Here is a 22,694-nt window from a genome sequence, read left to right on the forward strand (position 1 = left end):
ACCTGCTGAAATGTGTTCGCGAGGTGCTCGTGGCGGTCCTTTCCGTGGGGCGCCGCTGGACCCGACGCACCCGTGCGACCCGCTGACGCAGAATGGGGGCATGGCGGCTTCGGCGGAGCGGGCGCGGCACTGGCAGTACGCGGAACTGCCCGGTGTCGATCTGCTGCGTGCCCGATACGTCGAGAAGATCTTCGTGCGGCACACCCACGAGAACTTCGTCATCGCCGCCATCGCCGACGGCGTCGAGGTCTTCCACCACGGCGGCGCCGACCAGTACGCGGGCCCGGGCACCCTGGCGCTGGTCAACCCCGACACCCCGCACACCGGCCGCGCCGGCGTCCCCGAGGGCTGGCGGTACGGGGCGGTGTACCCGTCGCCGGAACTGGTGGCCGAGATCGCCGCCGAGACCACCACGATCCGCGGTACTCCCGGATTCAGCAGTCCCGTGCTCGACGACCCGTACGCCGCAGGTCTCGTCCACCAGGTGCTCAGGGCCGCGGAGGAGGGCAACGCGCTCGCGGCCGACACCCTGCTGCGGGTGGCAGTGACCCGGCTGCTGCGCCTGAACGGAGGCCCGCTGCCGCAGCGGGCCGTGCGCACCGCCGGTACTCATGTCGCGGCACGCGCGCGTGCCGTGCTGGACGAGCGGATGGCCGAGCCCCCGACTCTGGAGCTGCTCGCCACCGAACTCGGCACCAGCCCGTTCGCGCTGCTGCGAGCGTTCCGCGATGCCTACGGGATGCCGCCCCACACCTGGCTGACCGACGCCCGCGTACGCCGGGCCCGCCACCTCCTGGACACCGGTTCCGCGCCCGCCGAGGCGGCCGTCGCCGTCGGTTTCACCGACCAGCCACACCTCAACCGTCACTTCACCCGGATCGTGGGCGTCCCCCCGGGCGCCTACCAGCGTGAGCGCAAGAACGTACAAGACGGCGAAGGGCGACTGCTCCTACCGTCCAAGGCGTGGCAGAACAGACAGCTCTCGCAGACATACGTAAAGAAGACGGTGGAAAACCCGACGCAGCCGTCGTCCGGGACGCCCTGGGAGTCGGGGTCGCCGTCGGCCTGTCCGGCTTCGCCTTCGGGGTGACCTCGGCGGGCAGCGGGCTCACGCTGCTGCAGACCTGCGCGCTCAGCCTGCTGGTGTTCACCGGCGCCTCACAGTTCGCGCTCGTGGGCGCCCTCGCGGCCGGGGGCAACCCGCTCACGGCTGCCGCGGGCGCCTTCTTCCTCGGAGTGCGCAACGCGTTCTACGGACTGCGGCTGTCGCAACTGCTGGCCCTCCCGCGCGCGGTGCGCCCGTTCGCCGCGCAGTGGGTCATCGACGAGACCACAGCCGTCGCCCTCGCCCAGCCCACCCGCCGCAGCGTCCGCATCGGGTTCACGGTCACCGGACTCACCCTCTACGTGCTGTGGAACCTCACCACGCTGCTCGGCGCCGTCGGGGCCGAGGCCATCGGCGACACCGATGCGTGGGGACTGGACGCCGCAGGGCCCGCCGTCTTCCTCGCGCTCCTCGCGCCGATGCTGAAGACCACTACGGAGCGTGCGGTCGCGGGTGTCGCGGTCCTCCTGGGCCTCGGTCTGCTGCCCGTGCTGCCCGCCGGAGTCCCCGTCCTGGTGGCCGCGCTCGCCGCTCCGGCGGCCCTCTACGTAGAGGGCCGCCGCAGTGCGAGGACCGCCGACGAGGCACCAAGGGGGGACCGATGAGCATCTGGATCGCGATCGGCGCGACCGCCGTCGGCTGCTATGTCGTCAAGCTCATCGGCCTGCTGATCCCCGCCGGGGTACTGGAGCGGCCACTCGTCCAGCGCCTCGCCGCCCTGCTGCCCGTTGCCCTCCTAGCCGCCCTCACGGCCCAACAGACCTTCGCCGACGGGCACGTCCTGGTGGTGGACGCGAAAGCCGCGGGGCTCGCCGCGGCCGCCGTCGCACTGATCCTGCGGGCCCCCTTCCTGCTCGTGGTCGCCGCGGCCGTGGTGGTGACGGCGGGGGTGCGGGCGATCACGGGCTGACGTGCGGCGCTGTTCCTCAGGGGTGCCCAGGACACGTGGGCCCGCGGCCGGGCCGTACGCCCGTCGTCCGTCACGGCACCCGCAGGGTCAGCCGATGGGCCGTCCGTACGCCCTCAGCGTGCGCAGCGCCTCGATCGTCACGATGGGGCGGCACTCCAGGGCGGTGCCCGGCGCCCACTGGCGCCAGCGGATCGGCCAGCCGCCGTCCTCCTCCTGCTCGTTCGCCAAGTGGTCGAGCGAGCGCGTCATTTCCTCGTCGGTGAACCACGCGCGCGCGAGTGAGCCCGGGGTCTTCGCGTAGTCGTGCGGGAAATGCCGCTCACCGGGCGCGTAGCCGGGCGCTACGGGGAACGCGTCGAGGCGCTCCGGGTCCAGCGCCGCGAGCCGGTGTTCGCGTACCAGGCGGCCCAGCCGGTCGGCGGCCGCCTCCGCGCGCGGGCGGTCGGGTGCGGAGTCCAGGAAGGTCACGGCGGCCTCGATCTCGTACGGGTGGGACTTCTCCAGGGACTCGATCGCCTGCCAGCAGAAGTCGGTCGCCCGGAACAGCCAGGCGTGCCACACCTCGTTGCGGTGCAGCAGGCCCACCACCGGCCCGGTGGCGAGGAGTTCGCTCGGTGGGTTGTCGACGACCGGCACGAAGGGAGCCGTCGGATAGCCGCGCTGGCTGGGATGGATCGCCGGCAGCGCGCCGTCCGGCGTCGAGACGGAGGTCAGATAGCGGCACACACGCTCCACGCGCTGTCCGCCGCAGCGCCCGATCGAGTCGAGCACGCGCAGCGCGTGCCCGGTGTGCAGCGGCTGGCTGACCGGGCCGCGCAGATCGGGTTCCAACGCGTGACCGTAGCCGTCGTCTTCATTGCGGTAGGCGGCCAGCGCGGTCTCCACCGCGTCGGCGCCGCCGACGTCGCTGTTCAGGAAGTGGTACTCGAAGCGGCGCTGCTCCAGCACGCGCGCAGTGAGCCAGATGAAGTGCTCGGCGCGCGAGAGCGGGGAGTGCGCCGGGGGCGTCGGGGGGAGTGGGGATGCTCCGGATTCGGCCATGGGTCAGACCGTAGGACGGAAAGCGGTCTCCACAAGCGGTCCCGGCAAGGGCCCACCCTCAGGAGCGGGATACTGGAGTCATGCGGTTGACGGTCTTCTGGCAGCGGATGGCGGATCACTTCGGTACGGAGTACGCCGACACCTTCGCGCGCGATCACGTGATGACGGAGCTGGGCGGGCGGACCGTGCACGAGGCGCTCAACGCCGGCTGGGAGGCCAAGGACGTGTGGCGCGTGGTGTGCGCGGCCGTGGACGTTCCGTACGAAAACCGCTGACGGAGCACGAAGATCCGGGGCGGGGGCCCGATTGTCGGTGGCGTGGGCGAGACTTGCTCCGTGGCCCCGACAGACGAGACCGATCAGGTCGCCCAGCAGGCATCACCGTTCGGCACGACGCCGCCCGCCGGCCCCCCGGCCGGGGACGCCGCCGCGCAGGGCGGGCGCATGCCGCGCTGGCTGCCGCGCGCCATGGTGCTCGCACTCGCGCTCATCGCCGTGTTCCAGCTGGGCAGTTGGGCGTTCCACGAGCTCACCGGCTTGCTGATCAACATCCTCATCGCGTTCTTCCTCGCGCTCGCCATCGAGCCCGCGGTGAGCCGGATGGCTTCGTACGGCATGCGTAGAGGCCTGGCCACCTTCCTGGTCTTCCTCGGCCTGTTGATCTTCGCCGCCGGATTCGTCACGCTGCTCGGCTCCATGCTCGCGGGCCAGATCATCAAGATCGTCGAGGACTTCCCGAACTACCTCGACTCCGTCATCAACTGGGTCAACGCGCATTTCAACACCGACCTGAAGCGGGTCGACGTCCAGGAGGGACTGCTCCGCTCCGACTGGCTGCGCAACTACGTCCAGAACAGTGCCACCGGTGTCCTGGACGTCTCCACCCAGGTGCTCGGAGGCCTCTTCCAGCTGCTGACGATCACGCTGTTCTCCTTCTACTTCGCCGCGGACGGGCCGAGGCTGCGCCGCGCGCTGTGCTCCGTACTGCCGCCCGCCCGGCAGGCGGAGGTCCTGCGCGCGTGGGAGATCGCCGTGGACAAGACCGGCGGTTATCTGTACTCACGCGGACTGATGGCGCTCATCTCAGGGGTCGCGCACTACATCCTGCTGGAATCCCTGGGCGTGCCCTACGCGCCCGTGCTCGCCGTCTGGGTGGGCCTGGTCTCGCAGTTCATCCCCACGATCGGCACCTATCTCGCGGGCGCCCTGCCGATGCTGATCGCCTTCACGGTCGATCCCTGGTACGCGCTGTGGGTGCTGATCTTCGTCGTGATCTACCAGCAGTTCGAGAACTATGTGCTGCAGCCCAAGCTGACCGCGAAGACCGTCGACATCCACCCCGCGGTCGCCTTCGGGTCGGTCGTCGCGGGCACCGCGCTCCTCGGTGCGGTGGGCGCGCTGATCGCCATCCCCGCGGTCGCCACACTGCAGGCCTTCCTGGGCGCCTATGTGAAGCGGTACGACGTCACGGACGACCCTCGGGTGCACGGTCACCGGGAGCGGGGCTCGAGCCCCCTCTTCGCGCGCATACGGCGGCTGTTCACCAGGTGAACACGGCCGGAATCCGGCTCCCGTGACGGCCGTCGTGCAACGGCGGGCGCTGTGCAAGCCGGATGCTCGGGTGAGGTGCGAGGCCCGGGATCCAGCCGGTGTCGGAGCGCGAACGAACTCTCGGTGATGCCGCGTGGTGCGCTTGACACTGAAATCGAACATCCATTCTCATGGAGTCTCCGGCCGAGTTCTCGACGGGGATTTCGGCAGGGTTTTCATGGAGATGTGCCCGAGTTATCCACAGGCTGGACGGGCGTCGGGGCGCATTGTCAGTGGCAGGCGTTAGCGTCTTTGACGTGAAGCGATCGACTCAAGCAAATCGGGTGGAACCCATGGCAGGAACCGACCGCGAGAAGGCGTTGGACGCCGCACTCGCACAGATTGAACGGCAATTCGGCAAGGGCGCGGTGATGCGCCTGGGCGAGCGGCCGAATGAGCCCATCGAGGTCATCCCCACCGGGTCGACCGCCCTCGACGTCGCCCTCGGCGTCGGCGGACTGCCGCGCGGCCGAGTGGTGGAGGTGTACGGACCGGAGTCCTCCGGTAAGACAACGCTGACTCTGCACGCGGTGGCGAACGCGCAGAAGGCGGGCGGCCAGGTGGCCTTCGTGGACGCCGAGCACGCCCTCGACCCCGAGTACGCGAAGAAGCTCGGCGTCGACATCGACAACCTCATCCTGTCGCAGCCGGACAACGGCGAGCAGGCTCTGGAGATCGTGGACATGCTGGTCCGCTCCGGTGCACTCGACCTGATCGTCATCGACTCCGTCGCAGCCCTGGTGCCGCGCGCGGAGATCGAGGGCGAGATGGGTGACTCGCACGTGGGTCTGCAGGCCCGCCTGATGAGCCAGGCGCTCCGCAAGATCACAGGCGCGCTCCACCAGTCCGGGACCACCGCGATCTTCATCAACCAGCTCCGCGAGAAGATCGGCGTGATGTTCGGCTCCCCGGAGACCACGACCGGTGGCCGCGCACTGAAGTTCTACGCCTCGGTGCGACTCGACATCCGGCGCATCGAGACGCTGAAGGACGGCACCGACGCGGTCGGCAACCGCACCCGCGTCAAGGTCGTCAAGAACAAGGTCGCGCCGCCCTTCAAGCAGGCCGAGTTCGACATCCTCTACGGGCATGGCATCAGCCGTGAAGGCGGCCTGATCGACATGGGCGTGGAGAACGGCTTCGTCCGCAAGGCCGGCGCCTGGTACACGTACGAGGGCGACCAGCTCGGCCAGGGCAAGGAGAACGCGCGCAACTTCCTCAAGGACAACCCCGATCTCGCCAACGAGATCGAGAAGAAGATCCTGGAGAAGCTGGGCGTCGGCGTGAAGCCGGAGAAGCCCACCGCCGAGCCCGGCGCGGACGCGGCGGTCACGGTCGCTTCGGACGAGGCGGCGAAGACGGTGCCCGCTCCGGCGACCAAGGCCACCAAGCCCAAGGCCGCGGCGGCCAAGAGCTAGCCCATGACGCGACGAACCGACTGGGCCGAGTACGCCTACCCTGGCGCCCCGGAGGGGCAGGGGCAGGGGTACGACGGGGGCATGGGCGGCTCGGCCGGAGACGGCGACAGAGCGTACGGCGGTGACGGGGCGTACGGCGGCGCTGGGGTGTCTGGCGCCGGCGGGTTCTACGGCGGTGACCCGGACGGCGGCGGGTCGTCGCCGGAGAGCGGCTCGCGGGGCGGTGAAGGCCTGCCTTGGAGCGACGGTTCGCCTGGCGGTGGCTCGCGCCGGGGCGGCGGTCGGCGCGGTGACGGCGGGCCGCGCGGTGGACGAGGGCGTCGGAGGCGTGCCGGTTTCGGCGAATCGTCCGGCGACCCACAGGACGGAGGCGCCCCTTCCTCGTCGAGGGCCGAGAAGGGGGAGCCCCCAGGGGACCCGGCTGAGCGGGCGCGGGCGATCTGCCTGCGCCTGCTCACCGGGACCCCGCGCACGCGGAAACAGCTCGCGGACGCGCTGCGCAAGCGCGAGATCCCCGACGACGTGGCGAACGAGGTGCTGTCACGGTACGAGGAGGTCGGCCTGATCAACGACGGCGCCTTCGCGGACGCCTGGGTGGAGTCCCGGCATCACGGCCGGGGCCTGGCCAGACGGGCGCTCGTGCAGGAGCTGCGGACCAAGGGCGTGGACCCGACGCTGATCGACGAGGCCGTCGGGCAGCTCGACTCCGAGCAGGAGGAGGCGACCGCGCGCGAGCTGGTCGCCCGCAAGCTGCGTGCCACACGCGGCCTCGACCGGGACAAGCGGCTGCGGCGCCTCGCGGGCATGCTCGCCCGCAAGGGCTATCCCGAGGGCATGGCCCTGCGAGTGGTCCGCCGGGCGCTGGAGGAAGAGGGCGAGGACACGGAAGGTCTTGGGGACGAGGGGTTCTGATCCGGCGGGGCGGTCGGGGCAAGCCCTCCGCCCACATCCACGTACGACGTGAAGAACCGCACGTGGCGCGTGAAGAACTCCACGTGCGACGTGCGGAACTCCCACCACAGCAGGGGAGAACTCCTCGTAGGCAAGAACTCCTCGTACGGACGACGGACTAGCCCGTCACGGGGAGCCCGGCCGTCCTCCACGCCTGGAAGCCTCCGACCAGGTCGGTCGCCCGGTGCAGTCCCAACTGCCGCAGGGACAGGGCCGCGAGGCTCGATGCGTACCCCTCGTTGCACACCACCACGACCCGCAGGTCGTGGCTCGTGGCCTCCGGGGCGCGGTGGCTGCCCTGGGGGTCGAGCCGCCACTCAAGTTCGTTGCGCTCGACGACGAGGGCGCCGGGGATCAGGCCGTCGCGCTCGCGCAGGGCGGCGTACCGGATGTCGACCAGGAGGGCCTCGCCGGCCTGCCCGGCGGTGTACGCCTCCTTGGCCTCCACGCGGTCGAGCCCCTCGCGGACCCGATCCAGCAACTCGTCGACTCCCAACGGGCGTTGAGCGGTCACTGCCAGTCCTCCGGGCGCTCGACCTGCTCCAGGCGCAGCACCTGGCCCGTGCGGCTGTAGCGGCGGATCCGCGGCAGGGGCGGGTAGTAGGCGTGGACCGAGATGGCGTGCTCCTCGGTGGACTCGTTGAGTACCTCGTGCACGTGGTGGCGGCCGAAGGAGCGGCCCTTGCCGGCCGTCAACTGCCGCTCGCGGTCGACCCCTTCGGTGAGTTCGAGGGTCTTCCAACCGTCGGTGGGCAGCCGGGCGGCGAGCGAGTACTCCTTGAGTTCGCCCGACGCGGTGAGGAAGGCGCCGACCGAGTCGGCGTGGTCGTGCCAGCCGGTTCCGGTACCGGGCGGCCAGCCGATCAGCCAGGCCTCGCTGCCCCCGGGGCCTTCGAGACGTACCCAGGTGCGGCCTTCGGGATCGAGCGGGAGCGAGGCGATCAGTTCGGCGTCGGCGGCGCTACGGCGCACGAAGTCGAGCAGCTCGGCCTGGGTGGGAGTTTGTGGGGGCGCGGAAAGCGCGGAAACAGAGGGTGACACAGACACACGTACCGTCCTGAGGGTTTCGCTTGGAGCCCGCGGCCATGCAGAGGCGGCTCGCGCGGGAGAAGGATGCGAATCAGCAGGACGGGTGACAGATGCAGCCCGCGTAGCGGACGAGGTCCATATGGACCCTCCGCCACAGGTGCACACAGGTATCGGTCACGATCCGGAGTACACCATGGAGGTGGAGGAGGGTCAACTGACAGTCACTATGTGGACCCCTGGTCCACGGCAGCTCAAGCCGGGCTCGAGCGGCCGCCGGATCAGCCGGTACTCGCCGTCGCCTCGGCCTTCGCCGGTCCGCCCAGCGTCGCCTCGGCCGCCGCGTACAGATCGGCCGGGCGCACCCCGCTCAGCGCGGTGACCAGGTGCCCGTCGGGGCGGATGAGCAGCACGGTGTGCGCCGCCGCGCCCGGGTAGTTCTCCGCGACCAGCAGCTCGGCCGGGTGCGGGAGTGCGGTCACGGCGGCCGCGAGCCGGGGCATGATTCCGGCCGTCACCCAGTGCTTGCGCTCCCACACGCCGGTACCGGGCGCGATCAGCACCACGAGCAGCGCCCCGCGCCCGAGTCGCTCCCGCAGCGGTACGAACGAACCGTCCTCCGCCGTCACTCGTACGTCGACCACGGGTGCACCGGGCGCAGTGTCCACCGGAGTCTCCGACTCGGCGTACGGAGGCGCGAGCGGCGAATCGGCGTACGCTCCCGGCGCACCCAGCGGGCCGCGCCCCAGGTGACCGTCCGTGAGCAGCGTGTCGTGTCCCCGGGCCGACCCGGGGACGTACGAACGCAGCCCTCCGCCGCCGCGCAGCAGTGGCAGCGACTGGTCGGCGGAGCGCAGCCGGGCGGCGACGACCGCGCGCCGCTCGGCCTGGTAGCTGTCGAGCAGCGGCTCGTGCGGTCCGTGGTGCCAGGCAAGGGCCAGTTTCCAGGCGAGGTTGTCGGCGTCCCGCAGCCCCTCGTCCAGGCCCTGGGTGCCGAGTGCGCCGAGCAGGTGCGCGGCGTCACCGGCGAGGAAGACGCGGCCGGACCGCCACCGGCGGGCGAGGCGGTGGTGGACGGTGTGGACTCCGGTGTCCAGCAGCTCGTACGGAGGTGTGGAGCCGCCGCTCCAGCCGCCGAGGGTCTCCCTGATGCGCGCCACCAGCAGATCGGGCGTGACCAGGTCCTTGCCCGGGGGCAGCAGCCAGTCCAGTCGCCACACGTCGTCGGCGAGGGGGCGGGCGGTCACTTCGCCCGCCGAAGGGCCCGACGTCCGCCACGGCGGCATCCGGTGCAACAACGCCTCGCCGGGCCACGGAAGTTCCGTCCGCAGCGCCGCCACGGCGTGTCGTTCGACGGCCGTACGGCCCGGGAAGCGGATGTCCTGGAGTTTGCGCACCGTCGAGCGTGGCCCGTCGCAACCGACGAGGTAACTGCCGCGCCACCATGTGGCCTTGGGGCCGCGTGTGTGCGCGGTGACGCCCGAGGTCTCCTGCTCGACGGAGTCGAGGCGGCTGCTCGTGGCGATCTTGACCAGCCGCTCGCCCGCGAGAGCCCCGCGCAGGGCAGTGGTCAGGACGTGCTGGGCGAGGTGCAAGGGGGCGGTGAAGGTTTCGGCGTCACCAGGGGCGTCCGAACCGGCGGGGCCCGCCGCGCGGCCCCGACCCTCCGAGCCGTCCACGTCCTCGGAGCCCTCTGGACCGAACCTGATCTCGCGCATCACCTGCTTGCGCCGCATCGACCGCCATCCGGCCCAACGGAAACCGGCCTCGGAGAGGGGAAAACCGGTCAAGCGCTCGACCAGCGCGGCTGTGTCCTCGCGCAGGACCACCGTCCGCGCGGGCCGCTGTTCGTCCTTGCCCGGCCCTTCGTCGAGGACCACGGAGGGGACCTCCTGGCGGGCGAGCGCAAGGGCGAGCGTGAGCCCCACGGGCCCCGCTCCGACGATGATCACCGGGTCCACGGCGTGGTGCCCCCTGCCCGGAGCGGTGCCCTGAGGGACGTACTGGAACAGGCAGTTGGAGCGGGGTACACGATCACAGAACGTATGCAACCCATTGTCCGGTGCTTGCGTCAAGTGACGGAGGCAGCGGCGATCACGCCACTGCCTCCCTGTCGCTCAAGCCACTTGACTGTGCATCAGATCATCGGGGTGGTTTGTCGGTGAAGGTGAAGCCGCTCGGGCCGCCACCCTCGCCACCCGTCCCGAAGCCGCCCCCCACCGCGGCGGGGTTGATCTCCACCGCGTCCTCGCCGAGGACCACGCCCGTGCCCTTCTTGCTGCGCCGCAGCCTGCCCTCCAGCCAGCTGGCGAAGCTGGTGAGGATGAAGTTCACGATGATGAAGATGACCGCGACCACGATGAAGCTGGGGATGACGTTGGCGTAGTTGGCCGCCAGCGTGCTGCGCGAGTTGAGCAGCTCGGTGAACCCGAGCATCACGCCGCCCAGCGCGGTGTCCTTCACGATCACGACGAGTTGGCTGACGATGGCCGGCAGCATCGCGGTGACCGCCTGCGGCAGCAGGATGTAGCTCATCGTCTGGCCCTTGCGCAGACCGACCGCCATGGCGGCCTCCGACTGCCCCTTGGGCAGCGAGAGGATGCCCGCTCGTACGATCTCGGCGAGGACCGAGGCGTTGTAGAGCACCAGGCCGGTGACGACCGCGTAGAGGGGTCGCTGCTCGCTGCTGATGTCCGTGGAGCGGACGTAGAACTCGTTGGCGAACAGCATCAGCAGCAGCACCGGGATCGACCGGAAGAACTCGACGACCGCTCCGGCCGTGCCCCTCACCCATCGGTGGTCGGAGAGGCGTGCGATGCCGAAGACCGCGCCCAGCGGAAGGGCGATCACCATGGAGATCGCCGCGGCTTTCAGCGTGTCGCCCAGGCCCGGCAGCAGGTAGGTCGTCCAGGCCTGCGACGTGGTGAACGGCTCCCACAGGTCCCACTTCAGCTGGCCCTTGTCGTCCATGGTTCGCCAGATCCACCACAGGAAGAGGGCGAGCAGGACGAAGAAGACCACAGAGAAGATCACATTGCGCCGCTTGGCGCGGGGACCGGGAGTGTCGTAGAGCACCGAGGTCATCGCTTCACCGCCAGTCGCTTGCTCAGCCAGCCGAGGAGGAGGCCGGTCGGCAGGGTCAGTACCACGAACCCGAAGGCGAAGACCGCACCGATGGCGAGCGTCTGGGCCTCGTTCTCGATCATTTCCTTCATCAGGTAGGCCGCCTCGGCGACGCCGATCGCGGCCGCCACCGTGGTGTTCTTGGTCAGCGCGATCAGTACGTTGGCCAGTGGGCCGATGACCGAACGGAAGGCCTGCGGAAGGACGATGAGCCCCAGGACCTGACTGAAGCTCAGCCCGATGGCGCGTGCCGCCTCGGCCTGTCCGGGGGGCACGGTGTTGATGCCGGAGCGCAGCGCCTCGCAGACGAATGCGGCGTGGTAGCCGACCAGACCGAGCACGGCGAGGCGGAAGCCCTGGACCTTGAAATCGTCGGGGGCTCCCATCGTCACGCCGAAGATGTCGGCGAGGCCGAGCGAGGCGAAGACGATGATGACGGTCAGGGGGATGTTCCGGACGATGTTCACGTAGGCGGTGCCGAACCCGCGCATGAGCGGGACCGGGCTGACCCGCATGGCGGCCAGCAGGGTGCCCAGGACCAGGGAGCCGAGGGCGGAGAGGGCGGTGAGCTTCACCGTCATCCAGAACGCCTCGAGGACGTCGTAACCTTCAAGAAAGTCGAACACGATCTCCCGCGCTTCCGGGTGTCTGGCTTACGTGGAGGGCATGGCGCGCCGCCGCCCTGATCGCGGTGGGCAGCGGCGCGTCATGGAACCCTGCGTTGCTTGGCCGGGGCCTTGCGTTACGAGACGATGACGCCGATCTTCGGCGCGGGCTCGTTCTTGTAGTTGGCCGGACCGAAGTTTGCGTCGACGGCCTTCTGCCACGAACCGTCACTGACCATCTTCGTGAGGGCGGCGTTGATCTTGTCCGTGGTCGCGGTGTCGCCCTTCTTCACGCCGATGCCGTAGTTCTCGTTGCTCAGCTTGAGGCCGGTGAGCTTGAACTGGCCCTTGTACTTCTCCTGCGCGGCGAAGCCAGCGAGGATCGAGTCGTCGGTGGTCACCGCGTCCACCGCGCCGCTCTGCAGAGCGGCGATGCACTCCGAGTAGCCGCCGAGTTCCTTCAGCTGGGCATCCGGGGCGATGTCGGCCTTGACGTTCTGCGCCGAGGTGGAGCCGGTCACGGAACACAGCTTCTTGCCGTTGAGGTCCGTGCCCTTGGCGATGTCGGAGTCGGTCTTGACGAGCAGGTCCTGGTGGGCCAGCAGGTAGGGGCCGGCGAAGTTGACCTTCTCCTTGCGCTCGTCGTTGATCGAGTACGTGGCCGCGATGAACTTCACGTCGCCGCGGGCGATTGCGTTCTCGCGGTCGGCGCTCTTGGTCTCGACGAACTCGATCTTGTCGGCGTCGTAGCCGAGTTCCTTGGCCACGTACGTCGCCACGTCCACGTCGAAGCCGGAGAAGGAACCGTCGGGCTCCTTGAGGCCGAGACCGGGCTGGTCGTACTTGATGCCGACCTTGATCGTGCCGCCGCCGCTGGAGCCCGAGTCGGCGTCGTCGCTGTCGTCGCTACCGCACGCGGTGGCGGACAGGGCGAGGGCGAGCACGGCGGCCGAGGCGGCGGTGACCTTGCGGAGCTTCATGGTGAACATCCTTTGGAATGAAGACGGATGCGGGCCGTCGGTGACGGAGAGGTACAACAGACGATCAGTGGTGCAGGATCTTCGACAGGAAGTCCTTGGCACGGTCGCTGCGGGGATTGCTGAAGAACTGGTCCGGCACAGCTTCTTCGACGATGCGTCCGTCGGCCATGAACACCACTCGGTTCGCAGCCGAACGAGCGAAGCCCATCTCATGGGTGACGACGATCATGGTCATGCCGTCGCGCGCGAGCTGTTGCATGACTTCCAGGACCTCGTTGATCATCTCGGGGTCGAGCGCCGAGGTGGGCTCGTCGAAGAGCATGACCTTGGGGTCCATCGCCAGCGCCCGCGCGATGGCGACACGCTGCTGCTGGCCGCCCGACAACTGTGCGGGGTACTTGTCCGCCTGGGTTGAGACCCCGACGCGGTCGAGCAGGCCGCGGGCCTTCTCCTCCGCCACCTTCTTGTCGGCCCCGCGAACCTTGATCTGGCCCAGCATCACGTTCTCGAGCACCGTCTTGTGCGCGAACAGGTTGAAGGACTGGAAGACCATGCCCACGTCGGCCCGCAGCCGGGCGAGCGCCCTGCCCTCGTCGGGCAGCGGCTTGCCGTCGATCGAGATGTCGCCCGAGTCGATCGTCTCCAGACGGTTGATGGTGCGGCACAGGGTGGACTTGCCGGACCCGGAGGGCCCGATGACCACGACGACCTCGCCACGGGCGATCGTCAGGTCGATGTCCTGGAGCACGTGCAACGCGCCGAAGTGCTTGTTGACGCTCTTCAGGACGACCAGTTCCTCGGTCGCGGCCACGGCGTCCTTGGCCACCGATACTTCGGTCATCGCTCTTTGGCTCCGTCCTCGTGGTTTGGGAGGACAGTAGTGACCCCGTACGACCAGCGTCATTACATCTGAGGGGAAATTGAGCATAACGATCCGATAGCGGGCGGACACGCCACGTAACGATCATCCTCGGGACGCGTACCGGCTGGGTAACGGAAGCCGCACGCAACCCGAAGGCCCTTGACGCCGTCCTTACCCATCGGCGTGACTGCGAGGGGCACGCGCGCGCGTGCCCGTACTTTTACAATCCGAGACCGTACGACCGATGAACCGGAGGGGGACGGGATGAGACTGCTCCTCGTCGAGGACGACAACCATGTCGCCGCCGCCCTGTCCGCGGTCCTTGCGCGGCACGGTTTCCACGTCACGCACGCCCGTAGCGGCGAGGAGGCGCTCCAGGCGCTGGTGCCGGAGAGCGACGGTTTCGGGGTCGTCCTGCTCGACCTGGGCCTGCCCGACCAGGACGGCTACGAGGTCTGCGGCAAGATCCGCAAGCGGACCAGTACCCCGGTGATCATGGTCACCGCGCGTGCCGACGTACGTTCCCGGATCCACGGCCTCAACCTCGGAGCCGACGACTACGTAGTGAAGCCGTACGACACGGGAGAGCTGCTCGCGCGTATCCATGCCGTCAGCCGGCGCAGCGTCCACGACGACGCCTCGGCCTCCGCCGAGAGCGGGCTGCGACTCGGTCCCGTGCACATCGAACTTCCCACCCGCCAGGTCAGTGTGGACGGTTCGATCGTCCAACTGACCCGCAAGGAGTTCGACCTTCTCGCGCTCCTGGCCCAGCGGCCCGGAGTGGTGTTCCGCAGGGAGCAGATCATCAGCGAGGTGTGGCGGACCAGTTGGGAGGGGACCGGGCGCACCCTGGAGGTGCATGTCGCGTCCCTGCGCTCCAAACTGCGCATGCCGGCACTGATCGAGACCGTGCGCGGCGTCGGGTACCGGCTCGTCGCCCCTGCGGCGTAGCGGGGACGGGTGCGCACACGTCTTTTCCCGCTGCTCATCGTCCTGATGGCCGCCGTGCTGCTCGCGCTCGGCATCCCGCTCGCCGTGAGCCTCGCGGCCGCGCAGCAGCAGAAGGTGGTCGTCGACCGCATCGACGACACGGCGCGCTTCGCGTCACTCGCGCAGTACGTCGCCGACCCGTCGACCGGTACCGGGACGGGCGGCACCACGGACGAACGCCGCGAGACCCTGAGCAAGGAACTCGCCCGCTACTACAGCCTGTACGGCATCCGGGCCGGCGTCTTCTACCGCGATGACGATCCCATGGCCAACGCCCCCGACACCTGGTTGCTGCCCAAGACGGGCGAGGGACGCGAAGCCTTCGAGGAGGCGCTGGGGAGCCGCCGCAGCCACGACCCCGAGCAGGTCTGGCCCTGGCAACGGCACCGGCTCATCGTCGCGTCCCCGGTCGTCAAGGACGGTGATGTCGTCGCCGTCGTCGTCACCGACTCGCCCACCGGGCACATGCGTTCGAAGACCCTGCACGGCTGGCTGATCATCGGCGCGGGCGAGATCGCCGCGATGCTCCTCGCCCTCGGTGCAGCGCTGCGTCTCACCGGCTGGGTGCTCAGGCCCGTACGAGTCCTCGACGCCACCACCCACGACATCGCGACCGGACGCCTGAAGTCCCGCGTCGCGGCCGCCGGCGGGCCGCCGGAACTCCGGCGCCTGGCCCGGTCGTTCAACGAGATGGCGGACAACGTCGAGGACGTCCTGGAGCAGCAGCGCGCCTTCGTCGCCGACGCCTCGCACCAGCTGCGCAACCCGCTCTCGGCGCTGCTGCTGCGTATCGAACTCCTTGCCCTCGAACTCCCCGAGGGCAATGAGGAGATCGCCTCGGTCCAAACCGAGGGCAAGCGCCTCGCCCAGGTCCTCGACGACCTCCTCGACCTGGCGCTCGCCGAGCATGCCGAGGCGGACCTGCGGCTCACCGACATCGGCGAGCTCGCGTCCGAGCGGGTGGCCGCGTGGGGACCGGTCGCCGAGAGCAAGGGCGTGCGGCTCGTCGGCACCTGCCCGGCCACGACCGCCTGGACCGATCCGGTCACGCTGTCCAGTGCCCTGGACGCTGTGATCGACAACGCGCTGAAGTTCACGCCCGAGGGGGAGAGCGTCGAGGTGGAGGTCGCCTCGAACGGCGAGTCCTCGACCGTCGTGGTCACCGACGGCGGCCCTGGCCTCAGCGACGAGGACCTGACCCGCATCGGCGACCGCTTCTGGCGCAGCGCCGGACACCAGAACATCAAGGGCTCCGGACTGGGCCTGTCCATCTCCCGCGCACTGCTCGCGGCGGCCGGCGGCTCCATCGCGTACGACCATCACGAGCCGCACGGCCTGCGGGTGACGGTGCGGGTGCCGAGGTCGCGGTCCAGCTCCTGAGGGGGCTGTGGCGGCGTTGGAGGGGGCTGTGGCGGCCTCGGAGGGGGCGATTGCGGTTCTGGATGGAGCCGCTGCGGTTTGGGCGGAGCCGGACGGGATGGCGGCGGAGCCGGACGGGGTGGCCAGGGATTGGCTAGGGCTTGACCGACAGGTAGTAGCGTCGCGCGCCCTCGTGCAGCGGGAGCGGGTCGGTGTAGATGGCCGTACGTAGGTCCACCAGCTGCGCCGCGTGCACCTTGAGGCCGATGCGGTCGCGGCTGTCGATCACCGTGCGGGTGAGCTCCTCGGTGAGCTTCGCGTTCGCGTCCTCGCGCGTGACCAGCAGGTTCGCCACCGCCACCGTCTGCACCGATGAGCCCAGCTGCGCCTTCGGGTAGGCATCGGCGGGCATGACCGCGGCCCGGTAGTAGCGGGAGGCGCCGCCCTGTTCGTGCAGCTTCTTGATCAAGTCGCTCCCTATCGGGACCAGCCTGATGTCGGAGGTCTTGGAGAGCTCCAGCACGGCACTCGTCGGCAGGCCGCCCGACCAGAAGAAGGCGTCGATCTTTTTCTCTTTGAGCAGGTCCGGCATGGTGCTGATGCCGTCGGCCAACGGCTCTATGTCCTTCGTCGGGTCGAGCCCTGCCGCTTCGAGCACATGGTTCGCGATCAGCCGGACCCCGGAGCCGGTCGGTCCCACGGCGACCTTCTTGCCCCGCAGGTCCGCCACGGACCGTACGGACGACGTGCGCGGGACCACCAGGTGCACATAGTCGTCGTAGAGCCGGGCGCAGCTGCGCAGCTGGTCCGCTCCCGGCTTGTCCTGCAGCATGTACGTCTCCACCGCGTCGGCCGCCGCGACGGTGAAGTCGGCCTGTCCCGTGGCCACCCGGAGGACGTTCTCCTGCGAGCCGTCGCTGTTCAGGAGCTGTACGTCCAGGCGCGGCATGTCCTTGGCGAGGGCGCCCTGAAGGAGCTCGCCGTACTTCTGGTAGACGCCGGTCGGCGTACCCGTGCTGAACGTGATCTTCCCGCCAGGAGACTCCTCGCCCAGCGGCAGCAGCCACCACAGCAGCAGCCCGAAGACCACGAAACCGGCAGCCGAACCAAGCAGCGCGCGGCGCCTGCCGATGTGGGGAAGTGCCTGGAACATGCGCGCGATCCTGCCAGTCCGGGCGCGGTTCTGACCAGGGCGGGGCTCGCGGGGGTGCGGATCGGGACGCCCCTGTTGACGGGACCCCGTCAGCAGGCGAGCCGGTATTCCGTCGGCAGGTTCTCCGGATTCCCCTCGATAGGGTCACCTGATGCAGTCCCCCATGGAGCCCTCGATGCAGCCCTCTCCCGCTTCCCTGGTCCGTGAATTCCACGTCGCTTTCGGCCTCGCCGCCCGCACCGTCCCGACGGAGGTCTCCCCGGAGCTCGCCGCCCACCGCGGTGAACTTCTCGCCGAGGAGGCCGCCGAGGTCGCCGAGGTCTCGGTCACGGGCCCCCTGGACCGGCTGGCGCACGAGCTCGCCGACGTCGTGTACGTGGCGTACGGCACGGCGCTCGTCCACGGGATCGACCTCGACGCGGTGATCGCCGAGATCCACCGGTCCAACATGACGAAGCTGGGCCCCGACGGCAGCGTCGCCCGCCGGGCCGACGGCAAGGTCCTCAAGGGGGACCACTACAGGGCGCCGGACGTGTCCGAGATCCTGCGGAGCCAGGGGTGGACGCCTACCGACGCCTAGGGGGACAAGAGGTACTCCGGGTACCGCCTACCCTTGTCACATGAGCAGCAGCGACCGGAGCCAGGCAGTGGACGTTCAGGAATCCAAGACATACGAAGTGCGCACTTACGGGTGCCAGATGAACGTCCATGACTCCGAACGCCTCTCGGGCCTCTTGGAGGATGCCGGTTACGTACGCGCGCCCAAGGACGCGGACGGCGACGCGGATGTCGTCGTCTTCAACACCTGTGCGGTACGGGAGAACGCCGACAACCGGCTGTACGGCAACCTCGGCCGGCTCGCCCCGATGAAGACGAAACGCCCCGGCATGCAGATCGCCGTCGGCGGCTGTCTCGCCCAGAAGGACCGCGACACCATCGTGAAGCGTGCTCCCTGGGTGGACGTCGTCTTCGGGACGCACAACATCGGCAAGCTGCCGGTCCTCCTGGAGCGCGCCCGCGTACAGGAAGAGGCGCAGGTCGAGATCGCCGAGTCGCTGGAGGCGTTCCCCTCGACGCTGCCGACCCGCCGCGAGAGTGCGTACGCCGCCTGGGTCTCCATCTCCGTCGGCTGCAACAACACCTGCACCTTCTGCATCGTCCCGGCGCTGCGCGGCAAGGAGAAGGACCGCAGGACCGGCGACATCCTGGCCGAGATCGAGGCACTGGTCGGCGAGGGCGTCTCCGAGATCACGCTGCTCGGGCAGAACGTAAACGCTTACGGCAGTGACATCGGCGACCGTGAGGCGTTCAGCAAGCTCCTGCGGGCCTGCGGGAAGATCGAGGGCCTGGAGCGGGTGCGCTTCACCTCGCCGCACCCGCGTGACTTCACGGACGACGTGATCGCCGCGATGGCCGAGACGCCGAACGTCATGCCGCAGCTGCACATGCCGATGCAGTCCGGCTCGGACACGGTCCTGAAGGCGATGCGCCGCTCGTACCGCCAGGAGCGCTACTTGGGGATCATCGAAAAGGTGCGGGCCGGCATCCCGCACGCGGCGATCACCACCGACATCATCGTGGGCTTCCCCGGCGAGACCGAGGAGGACTTCGAGCAGACCCTGCACGCGGTCCGCGAGGCCCGCTTCGCACAGGCGTTCACGTTCCAGTACTCCAAGCGCCCCGGAACGCCGGCGGCCACCATGGAGGGGCAGATCCCCAAGGAGGTCGTCCAGGCGCGTTACGAGCGTCTCGTCGCCCTCCAGGAGGAGATCTCCTGGGACGAGAACAAGAAGCAGGTCGGCCGCACCCTGGAGCTGATGGTCGCCGAGGGCGAGGGCCGCAAGGACGGCGCCACACACCGCCTCTCCGGCCGCGCCCCCGACAACCGCCTGGTCCACTTCACCAAGCCCGACGAGGACGTGCGCTCCGGCGACGTCGTCACCGTCGAGATCACGTACGCCGCCCCGCACCACCTCCTCGCGGAGGGCGCCGTCCTGAACGTGCGCCGCACGCGGGCGGGGGACGCGTGGGAGAAGCGCAACGCCGCCGCGGCCGCGAAGCCGGCGGGCGTCATGCTCGGCCTGCCGAAGATCGGCGCGCCCGAGCCGCTGCCGGTCGCGGCGAGCAGCGGGTGCGGCTGCGACTGACTCCGCCGCGCGCCGGGAAGCGGTCCAGCGTGCCGACGTACTGATGGGGCCGGCGTGCCGACGTGCTGATCGAGGAGTGACGTTCCGCCGCCGAGCGGGGCTACGCTGCCGATCATGCTTGTAGCCGCCGCAGTCTGCCCCTGTCCGCCGCTGCTCGTCCCGGACGTCGCCGCCGGAGCGGCGCCCGAGCTGGATGCCGCGCGCGCCGCCTGCACGGACGCGCTGGGCGTGCTCGCCGCCTCCCGCCCCGATCTGCTGGTCGTCGTGGGCCCCGCCGACCACAACGGGCGCGGACCGCACCCTGAGGGGGCCGGGGGCTCCTTCCGCGGGTTCGGCGTGGATCTCGACGTACGCCTGGGAAACGTACGCCTGGGAAGTGGTGCGTCGGACCCGGGCGCTTCGGAGCGTGAGCTTCCGACCTCGCTCGCCGTCGCGGCGTGGCTTCTCGGGCGCACGGGGTGGTCCGATGCCCCGGTCGAGGGTCTCGGTGTGGGGGAACCTCTCGAGGCCGAGCGGTGTATCCAAGTCGGGGAGAACATCGGCGCGCAGGCCGGGCGGGTGGCACTGCTGGTGATGGGCGACGCCAGCGCGTGCCGGACGCTCAAGGCGCCCGGCTATCTCGACGAGCGCGCGGCGGGCTTCGACGCGGGGGTCGCGCGTGCGCTGGAGGCGGCGGACGTGCCGACCCTCAAGGCACTCGACGCGGAACTGGCGCAGGAGCTGAAGGTCTCCGGGCGCGCCCCCTGGCAGGTCCTCGCGGGCGCGGCGGACGGAGCGGGGCTCGGCGGCGCACTGCTGTACGAGGACGCGCCTTACGGGGTGGGGTATCTGGTGGCGGCCTGGTCTTGAGGGCCTCCTGGGACGGTTTCGGCGGCTTGGGGCGGTGATTCAAGGGTGCCCCTGAGAGCGGTGGTGCTTGAGGGCCGTCCGGGTGGCTGGTACCGGTTCTAGCCTGGCGGCGTTGCCGACCTCTCCGTCGTGGTCGGTCCCGGTGGCGTGGGCCCCCGTGTCATGGCGGGCCTTGCCTGGAGGTCTCTGAAGGCGGCGGACGGCCGGGAGCGCTGAGTGCTCCTCGGCCGTCCGGCGATGTGTGCTGTGTTCAGGAAGCCGCGGGCGGGGGCGGCGCGTCCGGTGGAGGTGTGGCGCCGCCACTGTCCTTGTGCGCGAGGCGGTCCATGGCACCCTTCGCCTTGCCCGTGCCCGTCTGGATCTTGTCGCTGTACTTGTGCTTGGTCTTTTCGTCGACGACCTTCGCGGCCTTGTCGAGACCATGACTGACCTTGTCGCCGTGCTGCTGCGCGAGGTCCGAGACCTTGTCCTTGGCAGGCGCCAGCTTGGCTTTGAGATTGTCCAGGAGACCCATGGTCCGCCTTCCCTCGCGGGGCAGTTACTTGCGGGCGCCCTCGCCGGCCTCGTTGTCGGCAGCCTTCTCGGCGGTCTGCTGCTTGGGGATCTCGACGTCCTCCGTGGTGGCGGCCCCGGCGGTCTCCGCCGTCGCCTCGTCCTCGGTCTCGGACGAACCCTTCGCCTCTTCCGCCACCTCCGCCTCGGTCTCGGCCGTCAGTGTGTCGGCCTGCACCTCAGCGGTTGACGCCTCCTCCGTAGCCTTCGACCTCCGGAGAAGCCGTGCAAAAACGCCCATATCCACTCCATACGTTACTCGTGAGGGCGAAATCCCGCGTTGCCCGGTGCGTCCCATTGCGTCGCCCGGGTCACCGGTCCTCGAAAACCGGCGGCTGGAACCTCGCAACAGGCAACGACCCCGGACTCGCGCCGTCACTTAACTCGTTCGAGGAGAGGCCTTGAGGTTTGCGAGACTGGGACGGTGAGAAGCACACCCCCCGCCCCCCGGGTCATCGCCGTCGTCGGACCGACCGCGGCAGGAAAGTCCGATCTGGGCGTTTTCCTCGCCCAGCGTCTCGGAGGCGAGGTCGTCAACGCCGACTCCATGCAGTTGTACCGAGGGATGGACATCGGCACCGCCAAGCTGACGCCCGAGGAACGCGGTGGGATCCCGCACCACCTCCTGGACATCTGGGACGTGACCGTCACGGCCAGCGTCGCCGAGTACCAGCGGCTCGCCCGTGCCCGGATCGACGCGCTGCTCGCCGAGGGCAGCTGGCCGATCCTGGTGGGCGGCTCCGGGCTGTACGTCCGCGGGGCCGTCGACAATCTCGAGTTCCCCGGCACCGACCCCGAGGTGCGGGCCCGCCTTGAGGAGGAGCTCACGCTGCGCGGCTCCGGGGCGCTGCACGCGCGACTGGCCATGGCCGACCCCGAGGCCGCCCACGCGATCCTGCCAAGCAACGGCCGTCGTATCGTCCGCGCCCTCGAAGTCATCGAGATCACCGGCAAGCCCTTCACCGCCAACCTGCCGGGCCACGACTCGGTGTACGACACCCTGCAGATCGGCGTCGACGTCGCGCGCCCCGAGCTGGACGAGCGCATCGCGCGCCGGGTGGACCGCATGTGGGAGGCGGGGCTCGTCGACGAGGTGCGCGCGCTGGAGACGCAGGGCTTGCGCGAGGGGCGCACGGCGGCGCGCGCACTCGGGTACCAGCAGGTGCTCGCGGCGCTTGCGGGGGAGTGTGATGAACAAGAGGCGCGCGCCGAGACCGTACGCGCGACCAAGCGCTTCGCGCGCCGTCAGGATTCATGGTTCCGACGCGACCCGCGGGTGCATTGGCTCAGTGGGGCTGCGGCGGATCTCACAGAACTCCCGCAGCTCGCGCTGGCGTTGGTCGAACGACCGGTCACAGCCTGATCACGTCATGGCATCGGGACGCTCCGGCCGTCATCCCGGCCTCCGGCGCCGTGCCATCATCGAGCTTCGATCGACCAGTGAATGCCGAGTTGGGAGGGCGCGTGGCGATGGAGGCCGGCCCTCGTGACACTGCACGAGACACTGAGCACGGTATCGATCCGGACGGAGATCGTCTGGAGATCGATCCGGATGGAGAACCTCTGAGTTCCGACGGACCCGAGGACACCCCGGACGGTGTGATCGCCGACGGGCCCGGACCCGGCGAGATGTCCCCGGAGCCCGAGGTCGAGGTCGAGCTGCGTCCCCAGCGCCGGCTGCGCATCTGGCAGCTCGCGCCCATCGTGGCCCTGGCCGCGATCGGCTCCCTGATGTTCGCCTTCCCGCTGGCCTTCGAGTTCGGCGACGGCGGTGCCGTGGTCGCCATGCTCGGACTGCTGATCTGCTCGTGTGCGGCGGGCTGGGGCATGATGGCCGCCCGCCGGGTCGGCTACACCTGGCCCGGATTCCCGCAGCGCGGTTCGGGCCGCCGCCCGGACTGGCGCGTGGTGATCGCGTACGTCGTGGTCGTCGCGGCGGTGGCAGTGCTCGCCGTGTGGCGCGTGGCCCGGCTGCGCTGACGTACTGAGCTGACGTACCCGGGGCGTGCGCGGCCCGGCCTCACCTCTGTGGTG

General features: G+C 69.8%; 26 protein-coding genes. 14 read left to right on the plus strand and 12 right to left on the minus strand.

Annotation, left to right across the window (positions count from 1 at the left end; translation table 11 throughout):
• Window positions 1-100: 100 nt before the first annotated feature.
• The 3 genes from OG219_RS35385 to OG219_RS35395 are packed head-to-tail and all read left to right on the plus strand — an operon-like array spanning window position 101 to window position 2,015.
• The gene (locus OG219_RS35385) at window positions 101-1,090 is read left to right on the plus strand and encodes an AraC family transcriptional regulator (RefSeq protein ID WP_266833502.1); all 990 of its coding nucleotides are present in this window, start codon (window positions 101-103) and stop codon (window positions 1,088-1,090) included.
• Complete coding sequence (locus OG219_RS35390; protein WP_266836342.1) at window positions 991-1,710, plus strand: AzlC family ABC transporter permease; 720 nt, start codon at window positions 991-993, stop codon at window positions 1,708-1,710. The genes OG219_RS35385 and OG219_RS35390 overlap by 100 nt, the downstream gene beginning before the upstream one ends.
• The gene (locus OG219_RS35395; protein ID WP_266833504.1) at window positions 1,707-2,015 is read left to right on the plus strand and encodes an AzlD domain-containing protein; all 309 of its coding nucleotides are present in this window, start codon (window positions 1,707-1,709) and stop codon (window positions 2,013-2,015) included. The genes OG219_RS35390 and OG219_RS35395 overlap by 4 nt, the downstream gene beginning before the upstream one ends.
• 87 nt (window positions 2,016-2,102) lie before the next feature.
• Here the strand turns inward: OG219_RS35395 and OG219_RS35400 are convergent, their stop codons facing one another.
• Window positions 2,103-3,056 (minus strand): hypothetical protein, encoded by a 954-nt coding sequence (locus OG219_RS35400; protein ID WP_266833506.1) that lies wholly within the window; start codon window positions 3,054-3,056, stop codon window positions 2,103-2,105.
• An 80-nt stretch (window positions 3,057-3,136) separates the two neighbouring features.
• Here OG219_RS35400 and OG219_RS35405 point away from each other — a divergent pair, with 80 nt between their 5' ends.
• From OG219_RS35405 to recX, 4 genes are all read left to right on the plus strand, one after another.
• Window positions 3,137-3,331 carry a DUF3046 domain-containing protein gene (locus OG219_RS35405; RefSeq protein WP_266833508.1) on the plus strand — a complete coding sequence of 65 codons (195 nt, stop codon included), beginning with the start codon at window positions 3,137-3,139 and terminating at the stop codon, window positions 3,329-3,331.
• Between the two features lie 60 nt (window positions 3,332-3,391).
• Window positions 3,392-4,606, plus strand: a complete 1,215-nt coding sequence (locus OG219_RS35410) for an AI-2E family transporter (protein WP_266833510.1) — start codon at window positions 3,392-3,394, stop codon at window positions 4,604-4,606.
• Window positions 4,607-4,938: 332 nt separating this feature from the next.
• Entirely contained in the window at window positions 4,939-6,063 is a 1,125-nt protein-coding gene (gene recA / locus OG219_RS35415; RefSeq protein ID WP_266833512.1) for a recombinase RecA, read from the plus strand.
• A gap of 3 nt (window positions 6,064-6,066) precedes the next feature.
• Window positions 6,067-6,975, plus strand: a complete 909-nt coding sequence (gene recX / locus OG219_RS35420; protein WP_266833514.1) for a recombination regulator RecX — start codon at window positions 6,067-6,069, stop codon at window positions 6,973-6,975.
• 157 nt (window positions 6,976-7,132) lie between these two features.
• Here recX and OG219_RS35425 read toward each other — a convergent pair whose 3' ends face one another.
• From OG219_RS35425 to OG219_RS35455, 8 genes are all read right to left on the minus strand, one after another.
• On the minus strand, window positions 7,133-7,534 hold the full coding sequence (locus OG219_RS35425; RefSeq protein ID WP_266836343.1) for a rhodanese-like domain-containing protein: 402 nt from the start codon (window positions 7,532-7,534) through the stop codon (window positions 7,133-7,135).
• On the minus strand, window positions 7,525-8,061 hold the full coding sequence (locus tag OG219_RS35430) for a cysteine dioxygenase (RefSeq protein ID WP_266833516.1): 537 nt from the start codon (window positions 8,059-8,061) through the stop codon (window positions 7,525-7,527). Before OG219_RS35430 ends, OG219_RS35425 begins: the two co-directional genes overlap by 10 nt.
• A gap of 73 nt (window positions 8,062-8,134) precedes the next feature.
• Window positions 8,135-8,182, minus strand: a complete 48-nt coding sequence (locus OG219_RS48290; RefSeq protein WP_353962414.1) for a hypothetical protein — start codon at window positions 8,180-8,182, stop codon at window positions 8,135-8,137.
• Window positions 8,183-8,321: 139 nt separating this feature from the next.
• Window positions 8,322-10,001: an FAD-dependent monooxygenase gene (locus tag OG219_RS35435; RefSeq protein WP_266833518.1), complete on the minus strand. Its 1,680-nt coding sequence runs from the start codon at window positions 9,999-10,001 to the stop codon at window positions 8,322-8,324.
• Between the two features lie 181 nt (window positions 10,002-10,182).
• Window positions 10,183-11,124, minus strand: a complete 942-nt coding sequence (locus tag OG219_RS35440; protein ID WP_266833520.1) for an amino acid ABC transporter permease — start codon at window positions 11,122-11,124, stop codon at window positions 10,183-10,185.
• Window positions 11,121-11,789, minus strand: a complete 669-nt coding sequence (locus OG219_RS35445) for an amino acid ABC transporter permease (RefSeq protein ID WP_266833522.1) — start codon at window positions 11,787-11,789, stop codon at window positions 11,121-11,123. The genes OG219_RS35440 and OG219_RS35445 overlap by 4 nt, the downstream gene beginning before the upstream one ends.
• A 116-nt stretch (window positions 11,790-11,905) precedes the next feature.
• Window positions 11,906-12,748 carry a glutamate ABC transporter substrate-binding protein gene (locus OG219_RS35450; RefSeq protein WP_266833524.1) on the minus strand — a complete coding sequence of 281 codons (843 nt, stop codon included), beginning with the start codon at window positions 12,746-12,748 and terminating at the stop codon, window positions 11,906-11,908.
• Window positions 12,749-12,812: 64 nt separating this feature from the next.
• Entirely contained in the window at window positions 12,813-13,589 is a 777-nt protein-coding gene (locus tag OG219_RS35455; protein WP_266833526.1) for an amino acid ABC transporter ATP-binding protein, read from the minus strand.
• Between the two features lie 285 nt (window positions 13,590-13,874).
• Here OG219_RS35455 and OG219_RS35460 point away from each other — a divergent pair, with 285 nt between their 5' ends.
• Window positions 13,875-14,561 carry a response regulator transcription factor gene (locus OG219_RS35460; protein ID WP_266833528.1) on the plus strand — a complete coding sequence of 229 codons (687 nt, stop codon included), beginning with the start codon at window positions 13,875-13,877 and terminating at the stop codon, window positions 14,559-14,561.
• A gap of 9 nt (window positions 14,562-14,570) precedes the next feature.
• The gene (locus tag OG219_RS35465) at window positions 14,571-15,980 is read left to right on the plus strand and encodes a HAMP domain-containing sensor histidine kinase (protein ID WP_266833530.1); all 1,410 of its coding nucleotides are present in this window, start codon (window positions 14,571-14,573) and stop codon (window positions 15,978-15,980) included.
• Window positions 15,981-16,113: 133 nt separating this feature from the next.
• Here OG219_RS35465 and OG219_RS35470 read toward each other — a convergent pair whose 3' ends face one another.
• On the minus strand, window positions 16,114-17,112 hold the full coding sequence (locus OG219_RS35470; RefSeq protein ID WP_266833532.1) for a TAXI family TRAP transporter solute-binding subunit: 999 nt from the start codon (window positions 17,110-17,112) through the stop codon (window positions 16,114-16,116).
• A gap of 175 nt (window positions 17,113-17,287) precedes the next feature.
• On the opposite strand from OG219_RS35470, the gene OG219_RS35475 reads away from it, so the two are divergent.
• From OG219_RS35475 to OG219_RS35485, 3 genes are all read left to right on the plus strand, one after another.
• Window positions 17,288-17,692, plus strand: coding sequence for a MazG nucleotide pyrophosphohydrolase domain-containing protein (locus tag OG219_RS35475; protein ID WP_266836344.1), 405 nt, complete (start codon window positions 17,288-17,290; stop codon window positions 17,690-17,692).
• A 40-nt stretch (window positions 17,693-17,732) separates the two neighbouring features.
• Complete coding sequence (miaB, locus tag OG219_RS35480; RefSeq protein WP_266833534.1) at window positions 17,733-19,259, plus strand: tRNA (N6-isopentenyl adenosine(37)-C2)-methylthiotransferase MiaB; 1,527 nt, start codon at window positions 17,733-17,735, stop codon at window positions 19,257-19,259.
• Window positions 19,260-19,373: 114 nt separating this feature from the next.
• Window positions 19,374-20,108 carry a class III extradiol dioxygenase subunit B-like domain-containing protein gene (locus OG219_RS35485; protein WP_266833536.1) on the plus strand — a complete coding sequence of 245 codons (735 nt, stop codon included), beginning with the start codon at window positions 19,374-19,376 and terminating at the stop codon, window positions 20,106-20,108.
• A gap of 250 nt (window positions 20,109-20,358) precedes the next feature.
• Here OG219_RS35485 and OG219_RS35490 read toward each other — a convergent pair whose 3' ends face one another.
• Both OG219_RS35490 and OG219_RS35495 read right to left on the minus strand, forming a co-directional pair.
• Entirely contained in the window at window positions 20,359-20,622 is a 264-nt protein-coding gene (locus OG219_RS35490; RefSeq protein WP_266833538.1) for an antitoxin, read from the minus strand.
• A 24-nt stretch (window positions 20,623-20,646) separates the two neighbouring features.
• Window positions 20,647-20,838 carry a gliding motility protein gene (locus tag OG219_RS35495; protein WP_323178371.1) on the minus strand — a complete coding sequence of 64 codons (192 nt, stop codon included), beginning with the start codon at window positions 20,836-20,838 and terminating at the stop codon, window positions 20,647-20,649.
• A 246-nt stretch (window positions 20,839-21,084) separates the two neighbouring features.
• Between OG219_RS35495 and miaA the strand changes: the two genes are divergently transcribed.
• Complete coding sequence (miaA, locus tag OG219_RS35500) at window positions 21,085-22,023, plus strand: tRNA (adenosine(37)-N6)-dimethylallyltransferase MiaA (RefSeq protein ID WP_266833541.1); 939 nt, start codon at window positions 21,085-21,087, stop codon at window positions 22,021-22,023.
• Between the two features lie 107 nt (window positions 22,024-22,130).
• Complete coding sequence (locus OG219_RS35505; RefSeq protein WP_266475054.1) at window positions 22,131-22,640, plus strand: hypothetical protein; 510 nt, start codon at window positions 22,131-22,133, stop codon at window positions 22,638-22,640.
• Window positions 22,641-22,694 lie beyond the last annotated feature (54 nt).

This window comes from Streptomyces sp. NBC_00038 (assembly GCF_026343635.1).
Lineage (GTDB): Bacteria > Actinomycetota > Actinomycetes > Streptomycetales > Streptomycetaceae > Streptomyces.

Excerpts from the sequence above, each read along its gene's own strand:
- OG219_RS35385 (WP_266833502.1), top strand. The coding sequence starts at position 101 with ATGGCGGCTTCGGCGGAGCGGGCGCGGCACTGGCAGTACGCGGAACTG.
- OG219_RS35395 (WP_266833504.1), top strand. The coding sequence starts at position 1,707 with ATGAGCATCTGGATCGCGATCGGCGCGACCGCCGTCGGCTGCTATGTC.
- OG219_RS35400 (WP_266833506.1), bottom strand. The coding sequence starts at position 3,056 with ATGGCCGAATCCGGAGCATCCCCACTCCCCCCGACGCCCCCGGCGCAC.
- OG219_RS35405 (WP_266833508.1), top strand. The coding sequence starts at position 3,137 with ATGCGGTTGACGGTCTTCTGGCAGCGGATGGCGGATCACTTCGGTACG.
- recA (WP_266833512.1), top strand. The coding sequence starts at position 4,939 with ATGGCAGGAACCGACCGCGAGAAGGCGTTGGACGCCGCACTCGCACAG.
- recX (WP_266833514.1), top strand. The coding sequence starts at position 6,067 with ATGACGCGACGAACCGACTGGGCCGAGTACGCCTACCCTGGCGCCCCG.
- OG219_RS35440 (WP_266833520.1), bottom strand. The coding sequence starts at position 11,124 with ATGACCTCGGTGCTCTACGACACTCCCGGTCCCCGCGCCAAGCGGCGC.
- OG219_RS35450 (WP_266833524.1), bottom strand. The coding sequence starts at position 12,748 with ATGAAGCTCCGCAAGGTCACCGCCGCCTCGGCCGCCGTGCTCGCCCTC.
- OG219_RS35455 (WP_266833526.1), bottom strand. The coding sequence starts at position 13,589 with ATGACCGAAGTATCGGTGGCCAAGGACGCCGTGGCCGCGACCGAGGAA.
- OG219_RS35460 (WP_266833528.1), top strand. The coding sequence starts at position 13,875 with ATGAGACTGCTCCTCGTCGAGGACGACAACCATGTCGCCGCCGCCCTG.
- OG219_RS35470 (WP_266833532.1), bottom strand. The coding sequence starts at position 17,112 with ATGTTCCAGGCACTTCCCCACATCGGCAGGCGCCGCGCGCTGCTTGGT.
- OG219_RS35475 (WP_266836344.1), top strand. The coding sequence starts at position 17,288 with ATGCAGCCCTCTCCCGCTTCCCTGGTCCGTGAATTCCACGTCGCTTTC.
- miaB (WP_266833534.1), top strand. The coding sequence starts at position 17,733 with ATGAGCAGCAGCGACCGGAGCCAGGCAGTGGACGTTCAGGAATCCAAG.
- OG219_RS35485 (WP_266833536.1), top strand. The coding sequence starts at position 19,374 with ATGCTTGTAGCCGCCGCAGTCTGCCCCTGTCCGCCGCTGCTCGTCCCG.
- OG219_RS35490 (WP_266833538.1), bottom strand. The coding sequence starts at position 20,622 with ATGGGTCTCCTGGACAATCTCAAAGCCAAGCTGGCGCCTGCCAAGGAC.
- OG219_RS35505 (WP_266475054.1), top strand. The coding sequence starts at position 22,131 with ATGGAGGCCGGCCCTCGTGACACTGCACGAGACACTGAGCACGGTATC.